Raw genomic sequence first — 12,382 nt, 5'->3', positions numbered from 1 at the left:
TCCTGACCAGCTGATACTTGTCTTGGCAGGCAGTGCCGGCGGAGCGACCTGGAAAGGTGCCGATCATGAAGCTGATCAACCTGCTACTGAACATCCTCTGGCTGTTCCTCTGTGGCATCTGGATGGCGCTGGGCTACCTGATCGCCGCGCTGATCTGCTTCATCCTGATCGTCACCATCCCGTTCGGCGTCGCGTCGCTGCGTATCGCCGGGTTCGTCCTGTGGCCGTTCGGCCGCACCACTGTGGAGCGGCCGGACGCCGGGGCGCCGTCGTTCATCGGCAACGTGATCTGGGTGATCCTCGCGGGATGGTGGCTGGCCCTGGGGCACCTGATCACGAGTATCCCGCTCTTCTTGTCGATCATCGGTATCCCCTTCGGCTGGGCGAACCTCAAACTCATCCCGATCTCACTCATGCCGCTGGGACGTGAGGTAGTGCAGTCCGATCAGGGATTTGCCGGGCGCTGATCTCTCAACCACCCACGGTTGAGGCCGCCGCCGGCGAGTGCGACCGACCCATCCGTACGCGGATGCATACGGTCGGTGAGGACTGACAGCGATTGGGGGGACGGGTCGTCGTCAGCGCGGGCGGCGGTGACGGGTGCGGACTCCGTCGACGTCGGGAGACTCAGTCAGGGACCGCGAAGTGGTCGGCGGTACCCCCGTGCCACTCGATCATGAAAATGGCGGCGTCGTCGGTGGTGCGCCCAACTCCTTGCCCGGCGAGCGTCTGCCCGAGGGGACGATCAAGATGCTGAAACGTAGGAGCCTGCGGCACGTCACTGGTGCCGGATAGAGAAGGAGTGGGCCGCAGGAGGGCGCGAGGCGGAGTTGAGAGGCAACGCGGGAAGTCCTCTTCAACGGTGGCGACCTGCCATCTGTTCGAGCCGGGCGATGCGCTCCGCCATCGGCGGGTGCGTGGAGAACATCTTGGAAAGTCCCTCGCCCGGACGGAAGGGGTTCGCGATCATCATGTGACTCGCGGTCTCGATGCGCGGCTCGGGCGGCAGCGGGAGCTGTCTGGTGCCCGCTTCGAGCTTGCGCAGGGCACTCGCGAGCGCGAGGGGGTCGCCGGTCAGCTGGGCTCCGGAGGCGTCCGCCTGGTACTCCCTGGAGCGGCTGATGGCAAGCTGGATGACCGTCGCGGCGAGCGGACCCAGGATCATGATCAGGAGCAGGCCGACGAGGCCGGGGCCCTCGTCGTCGTCCGAGCGGCCGATCGGGATCAGCCAGGCGAAGTTCACCAGGAACATGATCACGGAAGCGAGCGCTCCGGCCACCGACGAGATCAGGATGTCGCGGTTGTAGACATGGCTCAGCTCGTGCCCGATGACGCCGCGCAGTTCGCGCTCGTCGAGGATGCGCAGGATGCCTTCGGTGCAGCACACGGCCGCGTTCCGCGGATTGCGGCCCGTCGCGAACGCGTTCGGCGCCTCCGTCGGCGAGATGTAGAGCCTGGGCATGGGCTGACGGGCCTGGTTGGACAGCTCACGGACCATGCGGTAAAGCCCCGGGGCCTCGAATTCGCTCACCGGGCGCGCCCGCATCGCGCGTAGAGCCAGTTTGTCGCTGTTCCAGTACGCGTACGCGTTGGTGCCGATCGCTACGAGGACCGCGACGATCAAGCCCGTACGCCCGAAGAAGCTGCCGATGACGATGATGAGTGCGGACAGTCCCCCGAGGAGTACTGCGGTCCTGAGCCCGTTGTGCCGGCGGTGCACGGTACGCCCTCCAAGTGGTGCGGCAGGGGAACCCTTTGTCTGCGGATGCTGCTGACTCCACTTCTCAGTGGACCCTCCCGTACTGGTCAACGCCAGGCGGAGAGCGCGAGTTCCCTTGTGCGGGCACCAGGCCTCGTAGGCCGTCCGGGTGAGGTGGCCGCCTCACCCGCGCGTGGCGGTCACGGGTGCCCGCGGTGAGGGCGTCGGTCAGAACAGGGCGGCGGCCGAGAAGCGGAGCACCAGCTGCGGCGCTCCGGACAGGGCGATGCCCAGGACGGCGGTCAGGGCGAGGGCGGCCGTGAGCGGGGCCGGGACGCGGTGCTTCTCGGGCTCTCCCTCGGGGGCCCGGAAGAGCACGGCCGTCCACTGGAGGTAGTAGAAGAGGGCGATCACCACGTTGACGGCCATGACCACGGCGAGCCAGCCGAGTCCGGCGTCCACGGCCGCGGAGAACACGGTGACCTTCGCGAAGAGGCCGATGATGCCCGGCGGGAGGCCCGCCAGGCAGAGCAGGAAGAACGCCAGCAGCAGGGCGGCGAGGGGATGGGACGCGTACAGACCGCGGTAGTCGGTGATCCGGTTCAGGGCTCTCGTCCGGCCCACGAGCGCGGCCACGGCGAAGGCACCGAGGTTCACCGCCCCGTACATGAGCGCGTACGCCACGGTGGAGCCGATCGACTTCTGGGCGTCCTTGGAGTAGGCGGCCGCGGCGATCGGCACCAGGAGGTACCCCGCCTGGCCGACGGAGGACCAGGCGAGCAGGCGTACGGCGCTGTACGCGCGCGTGGCCTGCTGCCGTAGGGCGCCGACGTTGCCGACGGTCATGGTCAGGGCCGCCAGCGCGGCGAGGGCCGGGCCCCAGACGCCGGAGTACGACGGGAGGGCCACGACGGTGACGAGGATCAGGCCGGAGAAGCCGACTGCCTTGCCCACGACGGACAGGTAGGCGGCGACCGGCAGGGGCGCGCCCACATAGGTGTCGGGCACCCAGAAGTGGAACGGGACCGCGGCCGTCTTGAAGGCGAAGCCGACGAGGGTGAGGACGACGCCCGCCTGGGCGAGGGTATGCAGCTGGCCGTCCACGTGCTGGATCCGGTCGGCGATCCGGGCGAGGTAAAGGGTGCCCGTGGAGGCGTACACGAAACTGATGCCCATGAGGCTCACCGCGGTCGCGGTGACGGACGACAGGAAGAACTTCAGTGCCGCTTCGGAGGACCTCCTGTCGCCGTACCGGATGCCGATGAGGGCGAACGCCGGCAGGGACGCGACCTCCAGGGCGACGATGAGGGTCGCCAGGTCGCGAGAGGCGGGAAGCAGGGCGGCCCCGGCGGCGGAGGAGAGCAGCAGGAACCAGAACTCCCCTTCGGGGACCTCCTTGCGCGCGTCCTTCAGGGAGGTGACGGACAACAGGGCCGCGAGGAGGGCGCCGAGGAGGACGAGGAGCTGGATGACAAGGGTGAAACGGTCCGCCGTGTAGCTGCACAGGTGCGGATCGCCCGTCAGGCAGAAGGTGGCGCGGTCGCCGTCCAGCAGGGGCAGCAGCATCAGTGCCGCGACGGCGAGTCCTGCGACGGACACCCAGCCGAGCAGGGGCTTTCTCCGTTGGTCGAGGAAGAGGTCGGCGACAAGGACGACGATTCCGACGACCGCCGCGATGGTGGGCGGCGCGATCGCCAACCAGTCGACGGACTGGACGAGGGAGCTCATCGGGTGCCTCCTGCGAGGAGCTGCTGCACGGCCGGGTCGGTCAGGCCGAGGAGGGCCCTGGGCCACAGGCCGGCGACGACGGTGAGGACGACGAGCGGCGTCCAGGCCGCGAATTCGTACGTGTGGACGTCGACGAGGTTCGGGGCCTCCTGCGGTACGGCGCCCATGCACACCCGCCGGACCACGATGAGCATGTACGCGGCGGTGAGCAGGGTGCCGAACGCGGCGATCGCCATGAAGGTGAGGAAGGCCGGGCGGCTGAGGTCGGCGGCAGGCTTGAAGGCGCCGAACATGGCGAGCATCTCGCCCCAGAATCCGGCCAGTCCCGGCAGGCCGAGCGAGGCGACGGCAGCGAAGGCGAGCAGCCCGCCGAGGCGGGGTGCCTTGCCGTAGAGGGCGGCACCGGTCTCCTCGGCGAGGGTGTCGAGGTCGGTGGTGCCCGTGCGGTCCTTCAGCGCGCCGACGAGGAAGAAGAGCAGGCCGGTGATGAGGCCGTGGGCGATGTTGGCGAACAGCGCGCCGTTCACTCCGGTCGGGGTGGTCGTCGCGATGCCGAGCAGCACGAAGCCCATGTGGCCGACGGAGGAATAGGCGATGAGCCGCTTGAGGTCGCCTTTCGCGCCGCGCTTGGCGAGGGCGAGGCAGGCCAGGGATCCGTAGATGATCCCGACGACGGCGAAGGCGGCGAGGTAGGGCGCGAAGGTGTGGAACCCCTGCGGCGCGACCGGCAGGAGGATGCGCACAAAACCGTACGTACCCATCTTCAGCAGCACACCGGCCAGCAGGACCGAGCCGACGGTGGGGGCTGCGGTGTGGGCGTCGGGCAGCCAGCTGTGCAGAGGCCACATCGGCGTCTTCACCGCGAGCCCGATCCCGATCGCCAGAACGGCGATGACCTGCACGGACGTGGTGAGTGACCGGCCGTTGTCAGTGGCGAGTGCCACCATGTCGAACGTGCCTGCCTTGAGTCCGATCAGCAGCAGGCCGAGCAGCATGACGACGGAGCCGAGCAGCGTGAAGAGGATGAACCGCCACGCGGCCTGGGTTCGCCCCTCACCGCCCCAGCGGGCGATGAGGAAATACATCGGGATGAGGACCATTTCGAACGCGAGGAAGAACAGCAGCAGGTCGAGGACGGCGAAAGTGGCGAGGGTGCCGGACTCGAGGACGAGCAGCAGGGCGACGAAGGCCTTCGGGGACGGCCCCGCGGGCGGCTTGAAGTACGAGTAGAGCGCGCAGAGGAAGGTCAGCAGCGCGGTCAGGACCAGAAGGGGGAGGGAGATGCCGTCGATGCCGAGGTGGATCCGCACGTCGAGTGCGGGGATCCAGCTGATGTCGGTCGTGGCCTGCATCTTCGACGGGTGGCCGTGGTCGAAGCCGAGCGCGAGGACGATGGCGGCCGCGAGGACGGCGCCGGTGACGGTGACACCGTGCCGCAGCACGGCCTGCGCGGGCGACTTCCCCTTCAGCCCGGGCGGGGCCGGCACAAGGGCGGCGAGCGCGCCGATGAGCGGCACGACGACGATGAATGCCAGAAGGAACTGCATCACGGACTCGCTGATATCGATCACGTCTGCTCACACTCCCGTGGCGACGAGGAGGGCGGCCACCGCCAGGAGGACGGTGCCAGCGAGCAGCGCGCTCACATAGGTCTGCACATTGCCGGTCTGGGCTCGTCGTACGGCGGCCCCGAGCAGACGGGGCAGGGCGCCCGCGCCGCGTACGTAGGTTTCGACGACCTCGCGGTCCAGGAACCTGACGAGGCTCGCCCCGGCCCTGACGGGCCGGACGAAGAGCACGTCGTAGACGGCGTCCAGGTGGAAGCCGACGGCCGCGTGGCGGTGCAGCGGGCCGAGCAGCAGGCGGCCCGGGTCCGCCGGGTCGGGCGCGTACGCGACATCTCCGTAGACGGGCGTGTGGCTGGCGATGGCTTCCGCCTCGACGAGTCCGGCGTCCGCCTCGGGGTGGGCCGCGACCGCACCCAGCGGGACGCGGCTCCCGAGGGCGGTGGTGTGTCGCCAGGCTCCGTAGGTGACGAGTCCGCCGACCAGGGCGAGGCCCGTGCCGAGGACGGAGGTCGTGAGCGCCGGCGTGAGGGAGCGGCCGTCGAACCAGTCGGGCAGCACGCCGTAGGCGAGACCGAAGGCGAGCGACGGGACGCTGAGCACCCACAGCACCGCGTTCATGGTGAGGGGCTGCTTGCCGTGGTCGGGGGCCTCGGGGCCGTGGCCGCGGAAGGCGAGCAGCCACAGTCGGGTCGCGTAGGCGGCGGTGAGCAGGGCGGTGACCAGACCGGTGACGAGGATGATCCACCCCGCGGCGCCGGGTGCGTGCTCGGTGTGGCCGGTGGCGACGTGCTCGGCGGCGCCGAGCACGGACTCCTTGGAGAAGAAGCCCGCGAAGGGCGGGATCGCGGCGAGTGACAGCAGCGCCACGGTCATCGTCCAGTAGGCGTCGGGGACGCGGCTCCGCAGGTCCTTCATACGGGACATGGCGGCCAGCGAGTTGGTGCCGGCGGCGTGGATGATCACGCCTGCGGCGAGGAACAGCAGCGCCTTGAAGGCGCCGTGCGACAGGAGGTGAAAGACGGCGGCACCCCGGTCGCCGACGGCGAGGGCGCCGGTCATGTAGCCGAGCTGGCCGATCGTCGAATAGGCGAGGACGCGTTTGATGTCGTCCTGCGCGAGCGCGGCGAGCGCTGATCCGGCCATCGTCACGGCGGCCATCACGGCGAGGACCACCATCGCGGCCGAGGAGGCCTCGAAGACCGGGAGGAGCCGGGCGATGAAGTAGACACCCGCTGCGACCATGGTCGCGGCGTGGATCAGCGCGGAGACGGGGGTGGGGCCCGCCATCGCGTCGGGAAGCCAGGTGTGCAGCGGGAACTGCGCCGACTTGCCCGCCACGCCGGCCAGGAGCAGCAGGGCGACCAGGGTGGGGTGGTGCAGTCCGCCGCTCGCGACGGTGCTGAGGACCCTGGTGATGCGGAAGGAGCCGGCGTCGGTGCCGAGGGCGAACAGTCCGATGAGGAACGGGATGTCGCCGAGCTTGGTGACCAGGAAGGCCTTGATGGAGGCGGCGCGGGCCTCCGGGGTCTCCCAGTAGTGGCCGACCAGGAAGTAGGAGCAGATGCCCATGACTTCCCAGCCGACCAGCAGCACGATCAGGTCGCCCGAGTAGACGACCAGGAGCATCGCGGAGGTGAACAGGGAGACGAGAGCGGCGTACGAGGGGTAGCGCGGGTCGTCGCGCAGATAGCCCGTCGAATAGATCTGCACACAGGTGGCGACGACGCCGACCAGCACGGCGACGAGGGCGGCGAATCCGTCGATGTGCAGGGCGAGTTCGACCGGGACCGAGCCCGTGGGCGTGAGTTCGGTGGCGGAGTCGACGGCCCTGCCGCCGCCCTGACGCGCGGCGACCAGCACGGCCATCACGAGTGACGCGAGGGTGGGCAGGACGGCGAAGGGACGGACGAAGCCGGGGGCCGTGCGGCCGAGCAGCAGGCCGGCCGCGGCGCCCAGGAAGGGAAGGAGGGGGACGAGGACGGCGAGGGTGGTCGTGGTCACGCGGTGGCCTCAGCCTTCTCAGCCGCAGGAGTGTCGCCGTCGCGACCCTCGGCGGTGTCGCGGAGCCGGTCGATGTCCGAGGTGCCGCGGTTGCGGTAGACGGCGAGGACGATCGCCAGGCCGATGCCGATCTCGGCGGCGGCGATGGCGATGGTGAACAGGGTCAGGGCCTGGCCTGAGTGCAGCGTCTCGCGGGCGGTTCTGCTCAGCCAGACGTCGAAGGCGACGAGGTTGAGGTTGACGGCGTTGAGCATCAGCTCGACCGACATCAGCACGAGGACCGCGTTGCGGCGGGCGAGGACGCCGTACAGGCCGGTGCAGAAGAGGAGAGCGGAGAGTACGGCGGGATAGGCGAGGTGCATCAGCGGACGCCTTCCTTCTCACTCCGGCTGCCCGGGACGACCGGGGTGCCCGCGGTGGTGGTCGCCGCGTTCGCCTTGGCCCTGCGGGACAGGACGATCGCGCCGACCAGGGCGGCGAGGAGGAGGACGGAGAGGGCCTCGAAGGGGAGGACCCAGTTCTGGAAAAGGCTCGCGCCCGTGACCTTGGTGGAGCCGGAGGCGGCGCCGCCGAGGTCGATCCAGGTCGTGCGGAAGGCGTCGACGACCACCCACACCAGCGCGGCCGCCGCGGCGACGGCCACGGTCAGAGCGGCCCAGCGATTGCCGGAGTCGGCGTCCGGGGAGCGGCCGATGGGGGCCTTGGTGAGCATCAGTCCGAACAGGAGGAGGACGACGACGGAACCGACGTAGATGAGGACCTGAACCCAGGCGATGAACTCGGCGGTGAGCAGCAGGTACTCGATGGCGAGCCCGCCGAGGGTCGCCACGAGCCACAGCGCGGCGTGCACCAGCTGCCGGGTGGTGACGGTGACGAGCGCGGCGCCGAAGGTGACCAGGCCGACGAGGAGGAAGGCGACTTCCACACCGGTCGGGGAGAGGAAGCCGTGCGTGGGGGCGGCCGCCGTGGCCGCCGTCGCGGAGGCGAGGCTCACGACACTCCTTCCTGCGGACCGGCGGGCTCGGCCTGGGCCGCGGCCAGCTTCTCGGCGGTCTTGTGGGCGGCGGCGATCTCCTTGGGCTCCTCAGCGCCGGGGTCGAGGGCGGGCGGGGCCGGCACGGTCCACATCCACTCGCGGAGCTTGTCGCGCTCGTGGGTGAGGTCGCGGATGTCGGTCTCGGCGTACTCGAACTCCGGGGACCAGAACAGGGCGTCGAAGGGGCAGACCTCGATGCAGATACCGCAGTACATGCAGAGGGAGAAGTCGATGGCGAAACGGTCGAGGACGTTGCGGCTGCGCTCATGGCCGCCGGGGGCGGCGGGCGGGACCGTCTCCTTGTGGGAGTCGATGTAGATGCACCAGTCCGGGCACTCGCGTGCGCACAGCATGCAGACGGTGCAGTTCTCCTCGAACAGACCGATGACACCGCGGCTGCGGGGCGGGAGGGCCGGCTGAGCCTCCGGGTACTGCTCGGTGACGGACTTCCTCGTCATCGTGCGCAGGGTGACGGCCAGACCCTTGGCGAGGCCGGAGCCGGGGATCGACAGGCGGGGCCGCGCGGAGGGCGTCGTCGAGGCGTGGTGGTCGGGCGACGGGCGGGACATGGTTACGAGATCACCACCTTGACGATGCCGGTGAGGGCGATCTGGGCGAGGGACAGGGGGACGAGGAGGGTCCAGGAGAACTTCTGGAGCTGGTCCTCGCGCAGGCGCGGGTACGTGACGCGCAGCCAGATGACCACGAAGGCGAGAATCGCGGTCTTCAGGAGCGTCCACAGCCAGCCGAGACCTTCGGCGCCCCAGGGGCCGTGCCAGCCGCCCAGGAAGAGGACCGTGGTCAGGCCGCACAGGACGACGATTCCGGCGTACTCGGCAAGGAGGAACAGGGCGAAACGGAGACCGGTGTACTCGGTGTACGCACCGAAGATGATCTCCGAGTCAGCGACGGGCATGTCGAACGGCGGACGCTGCAACTCGGCGAGGCCGGCGACGAAGAAGACCAGCGCGCCGATGATCTGCCAGGGCAGCCACCACCACTGGAAGGCGTTGACGATGCCGGGAAGCGAGACCGTGCCCGCCGCCATGGCGACCGATGCGGCGGCGAGCAGCATGGGGAGTTCGTAGGCGAGGAGCTGGGCGGCGGTACGGAGGCCGCCGAGGAGGGAGAACTTGTTCGCGGAGGCCCAGCCCGCCATGAGGGAGCCGAGTACGCCGACGCCCATGACGGCCAGGACGAAGAAGATGCCCGCGTCAATGACCTGGCCGACCGCGCCCTGGCTCGGCCCGATCGGGATGGCCAGGAGCACGAGGAGGTAGGGCAACAGGGCGACGGCGGGGGCGAGCTGGAAGATACGGCGGTCGGCGCCCGCCGGAACCACGTCCTCCTTCTGGGCGAACTTCACGCCGTCGGCGACGAGCTGGGCCCAGCCGTGGAAGCCGCCTGCGTACATCGGACCCAGGCGGCCCTGCATATGGGCCATGACCTTGTGCTCGGTCTGGCCGACGATCAGGGGGAAGGTGAGGAAGACGACGAACACGACGACGAGTCGCAGAGCGACGTCGAGAGCGCCGTTCACTGCGTGCCTCCGGAGGAATCGTCGGGGGTGGTCTCGTCGGGGAGGGTGTCGTCTGGGGTGGCCGGCTTGGGGGGCTGGTCGTCGCCGGAGCGGGATTCCCGGTCAGTGGCTTTGGGCTCCGCTGTGGGCGTGACGTCCGCTGCGGTGCCCGGGGAATCGGGTTTCGCGGGCGGCTCGGCCACGGTCTCGGCGGCGGTCGGCTCGACCACGGTCTCGGCCGCCGGAGGCACGGCCCCGGCCTCCGGCTCCGCAGACGGCTCGGCCGCGGTCTCCTTCGCCGGAGGCTTGACGCCGGCCCCCGGCTTCGCGGTCGGCTCGACCACGGTCTCGGCCGCCGGAGGCACGGCCCCGGCCTCCGGCTCCGCAGACGGCTCAGGGGCGGTCGGCTCGGGGGCGGTCGGCTCCGGCTCGTCGAAGGCCGGGCGGGCGTGGTGCCACGGGGCGTCCGCGCTGCGCGGGGCGATGGGGGGCTCGGGGTCCGCGCCCGCTGCCGCGCCGGCATCCGCGCGCTGGGAGGCGGAGCCTTCCGAGGCGTTGCGCGACCGGCGGGGGCCGGAGGAAGGCCCGGCAGGAGCAGCGGGCGGCGCGGCACCCTCGGTGCTCTCGGCAGCGCGCTGCGAGGCCGAGCCCTCCGACACGCTCCGCGCACGGCGGGGGCCGGCCGGGGCGGCCGTGGCCCCCGTTGCACCCTCGGCGCGCTGCGAGGTCGAGCCCTCCGAGGCGCTCCGGGCGCGGCGCGGACCCGCCGCAGTCGCCGGCTGCGTGCTCGGCTCCGCCCCGCGCTGCGAGGCCGAGCCCTCCGACACGCTACGAGCGCGGCGAGGCGCCGGTGTGGCCTCCCCCGATTCGACGCCTGTCGGGGCCTGGCTCGCCGAACCCTCCGCCGTCGTGCGAGTGCGGCGCACCGGGCGCTCGCCCGTGGCACGGCCGGCGGCGCGGGCCGGACGGGCGGGAGCCGGGGGCAGCTGCCCCTTGAGAGGGCCCCACTCGTTCGGGTCGGGGACGCCCGGAGGCAGCATCTGACGGCGCTTGGGGCCGCCGTGGTCGGACTCCCCCGGTTCCTTGGCGCCCGGCCAGGCCTTGGCGACCCGGGCCGCCAGGACGAAGTCCTTGCGCAGGGGGTGGCCCTCGAAGCCGTCGGGGAGCAGCAGGTGGTCCAGCGCCGGGTGACCCTCGAAGGCGACGCCGAACATCTCGTGGGTCTCGCGTTCGTGCCAGGCGGCGCCCGCGTAGATCTCCACGGCGGAGGGCAGGACGGGGGCCTCGTGCGGGACCGTGGTCCGTACGAGGAGACGGCGGACCGGGGACAGAGCCACCACATGCGCCGAGACGCGCAGGCCGGTGCCCGGTTCGTCGACCGCGCTCAGCCAGTCGAAATAGGTGCAGCCCAATTCGTCGCGCGCGACCCGCAGCGCCGCGATCCAGCCTGCCGGGGGCACGTCCACCGTCAGGACCTCGTACGACTCCTCGGCCGTGGCCTCCGGCCCGAAGAGGTCCTCGACGGATACGGGCAGCCAGCCGGCGGCGCTCATCGCGCCACCCCGGAACCCGAGTCCGCACCGGAGACAGAGCTCGCGCCGGAGGAGAGACCCGAGCCCGCGGCAGCATCCGGGTCCGAGCCCGCGCTCGGAACAACGGACGGCGGCTGGACCAGCCCGCTCCGCAGGGCGGCGGCGGACGGTCGCGAGGTGCCGTACCGCTCCCCCAGCGACTCGCGCGCGATCTTCTCCTGAAGCTTGAGGATGCCCTGGAGCAGCGCCTCGGGACGCGGCGGGCAACCGGGAACGTACACATCCACCGGGATGATCTGGTCGACGCCCTTCGTGACCGAGTACGAGTCCCAGTAGGGGCCTCCGCAGTTCGAGCAGGCGCCGAAGGAGATGACGTACTTCGGCTCGGGCATCTGCTCGTACAGGCGTTTGATCGCCGGGGCCATTTTGTCGGTGACCGTGCCGGACACCACCATCAGGTCGGCCTGGCGTGGCCCTGGCGCGAACGGGATCACCCCGAGGCGGATGAAGTCGTGCCGGGCCATCGACGCGGCGATGAACTCGATCGCGCAGCAGGCGAGGCCGAAGTTGAAGACCCACAGCGAGTAACGGCGGCCCCAGTTCAGAACCACCTTCATCGGCTCGGGGGCGAGGCGTGCGAGCGCGCCGAGCCGCTTCGGCTCGGGCAGCAGCACGGGCTCCGGGACCGAGGAAGCAGGGGTGGCCGAGGGGTTCACGTCCATGCCAGGACGCCCTTCTTGTATGCGTACAGCAGGCCTACGGCGAGGAAGCCGAGGAAGATGAACATCTCCACGAGCGTCGCCGCGCCGTAGCCGGGGGCGGCGAAGACCGTCGCCCAGGGGAACAGGAAGATCGAGTCGATCGCGAAGATCACGTACAGGAAGGCATAGACGTAGTAGCGGACCTGTGTATGGGCCCAGCCCTCGCCGACGGGGTCGACACCGCACTCGTACGTCAGAAGCTTTTCCGGGGTGGGCACGACGGGACGCAGCAGGCGGCCCGCGCCGAAGGCGACGGCGACGAAGAGCACGCCGATGAGGGCGAGCAGCCCGACGACGGAGTAGGAGTGGAAGTAGCCCGCCGCGACTACGTTCCCCGCGTTCGCGGCGGTCCTCGCGCTCCCGGTCTCCGCCATGACGGCAACGGCGGTCGGATCCGGCACGTCAGCCCCTCACTCCCTGACCTCGTGACCCTGGTGAACCTTGTGTTCGACGATCTGTACGCACGGGAGTCTAGGCCCTGCTAAAGAGACGGTAAGCAGCCCGTCACACCTCGAGACGCGCTGGTACTCCCCGCGCG

Annotated in this window: 12 protein-coding genes; 1 reads left to right on the top strand and 11 read right to left on the bottom strand. The window is 70.5% G+C overall.

Annotated elements, in window-relative coordinates; translation table 11 throughout:
* The first annotated feature begins 65 nt into the window (after positions 1 to 65).
* Positions 66 to 467 carry a YccF domain-containing protein gene (locus tag ACIP94_RS06945; RefSeq protein ID WP_402420681.1) on the top strand — a complete coding sequence of 134 codons (402 nt, stop codon included), beginning with the start codon at positions 66 to 68 and terminating at the stop codon, positions 465 to 467.
* Between the two features lie 389 nt (positions 468 to 856).
* Here the strand turns inward: ACIP94_RS06945 and htpX are convergent, their stop codons facing one another.
* The 11 genes from htpX to ACIP94_RS06890 form a co-directional block, all read right to left on the bottom strand.
* A complete protein-coding gene (htpX, locus tag ACIP94_RS06940; RefSeq protein ID WP_402420679.1) occupies positions 857 to 1,720 on the bottom strand; it encodes a zinc metalloprotease HtpX in 864 nt (287 codons plus the stop codon).
* A gap of 207 nt (positions 1,721 to 1,927) precedes the next feature.
* Positions 1,928 to 3,427, bottom strand: a complete 1,500-nt coding sequence (locus tag ACIP94_RS06935) for an NADH-quinone oxidoreductase subunit N (protein ID WP_402420677.1) — start codon at positions 3,425 to 3,427, stop codon at positions 1,928 to 1,930.
* Positions 3,424 to 4,998: an NADH-quinone oxidoreductase subunit M gene (locus ACIP94_RS06930; RefSeq protein ID WP_402420674.1), complete on the bottom strand. Its 1,575-nt coding sequence runs from the start codon at positions 4,996 to 4,998 to the stop codon at positions 3,424 to 3,426. Before ACIP94_RS06930 ends, ACIP94_RS06935 begins: the two co-directional genes overlap by 4 nt.
* Before the next feature lie 6 nt (positions 4,999 to 5,004).
* Positions 5,005 to 6,996 carry an NADH-quinone oxidoreductase subunit L gene (locus ACIP94_RS06925; RefSeq protein WP_402420672.1) on the bottom strand — a complete coding sequence of 664 codons (1,992 nt, stop codon included), beginning with the start codon at positions 6,994 to 6,996 and terminating at the stop codon, positions 5,005 to 5,007.
* Positions 6,993 to 7,358 carry an NADH-quinone oxidoreductase subunit NuoK gene (gene nuoK / locus ACIP94_RS06920; protein ID WP_402420670.1) on the bottom strand — a complete coding sequence of 122 codons (366 nt, stop codon included), beginning with the start codon at positions 7,356 to 7,358 and terminating at the stop codon, positions 6,993 to 6,995. The genes ACIP94_RS06925 and nuoK overlap by 4 nt, the downstream gene beginning before the upstream one ends.
* The gene (locus ACIP94_RS06915) at positions 7,358 to 7,990 is read right to left on the bottom strand and encodes an NADH-quinone oxidoreductase subunit J (RefSeq protein ID WP_402420668.1); all 633 of its coding nucleotides are present in this window, start codon (positions 7,988 to 7,990) and stop codon (positions 7,358 to 7,360) included. The genes nuoK and ACIP94_RS06915 overlap by 1 nt, the downstream gene beginning before the upstream one ends.
* On the bottom strand, positions 7,987 to 8,490 hold the full coding sequence (locus ACIP94_RS06910) for a 4Fe-4S binding protein (RefSeq protein ID WP_402421714.1): 504 nt from the start codon (positions 8,488 to 8,490) through the stop codon (positions 7,987 to 7,989). Before ACIP94_RS06910 ends, ACIP94_RS06915 begins: the two co-directional genes overlap by 4 nt.
* 113 nt (positions 8,491 to 8,603) lie before the next feature.
* Positions 8,604 to 9,572, bottom strand: coding sequence for an NADH-quinone oxidoreductase subunit H (locus ACIP94_RS06905; protein WP_402420665.1), 969 nt, complete (start codon positions 9,570 to 9,572; stop codon positions 8,604 to 8,606).
* A complete protein-coding gene (locus tag ACIP94_RS06900) occupies positions 9,569 to 11,104 on the bottom strand; it encodes an NADH-quinone oxidoreductase subunit C (protein ID WP_402420662.1) in 1,536 nt (511 codons plus the stop codon). The genes ACIP94_RS06905 and ACIP94_RS06900 overlap by 4 nt, the downstream gene beginning before the upstream one ends.
* A complete protein-coding gene (locus ACIP94_RS06895) occupies positions 11,101 to 11,805 on the bottom strand; it encodes an NADH-quinone oxidoreductase subunit B (protein WP_402420659.1) in 705 nt (234 codons plus the stop codon). Before ACIP94_RS06895 ends, ACIP94_RS06900 begins: the two co-directional genes overlap by 4 nt.
* Positions 11,796 to 12,245 (bottom strand): NADH-quinone oxidoreductase subunit A, encoded by a 450-nt coding sequence (locus ACIP94_RS06890; protein ID WP_402420656.1) that lies wholly within the window; start codon positions 12,243 to 12,245, stop codon positions 11,796 to 11,798. Before ACIP94_RS06890 ends, ACIP94_RS06895 begins: the two co-directional genes overlap by 10 nt.
* Positions 12,246 to 12,382 lie beyond the last annotated feature (137 nt).

The organism is Streptomyces sp. NPDC093261, assembly GCF_044753645.1.
Taxonomy (GTDB): Bacteria; Actinomycetota; Actinomycetes; order Streptomycetales; family Streptomycetaceae; genus Streptomyces.
This window is presented reverse-complemented; position numbering and strand designations above follow the sequence as displayed.

Coding starts and splice junctions, on each gene's coding strand:
- ACIP94_RS06945 (WP_402420681.1), top strand. CDS start 66: ATGAAGCTGATCAACCTGCTACTGAACATCCTCTGGCTGTTCCTCTGT.
- ACIP94_RS06935 (WP_402420677.1), bottom strand. CDS start 3,427: ATGAGCTCCCTCGTCCAGTCCGTCGACTGGTTGGCGATCGCGCCGCCC.
- nuoK (WP_402420670.1), bottom strand. CDS start 7,358: ATGCACCTCGCCTATCCCGCCGTACTCTCCGCTCTCCTCTTCTGCACC.
- ACIP94_RS06910 (WP_402421714.1), bottom strand. CDS start 8,490: ATGACGAGGAAGTCCGTCACCGAGCAGTACCCGGAGGCTCAGCCGGCC.
- ACIP94_RS06900 (WP_402420662.1), bottom strand. CDS start 11,104: ATGAGCGCCGCCGGCTGGCTGCCCGTATCCGTCGAGGACCTCTTCGGG.
- ACIP94_RS06895 (WP_402420659.1), bottom strand. CDS start 11,805: ATGGACGTGAACCCCTCGGCCACCCCTGCTTCCTCGGTCCCGGAGCCC.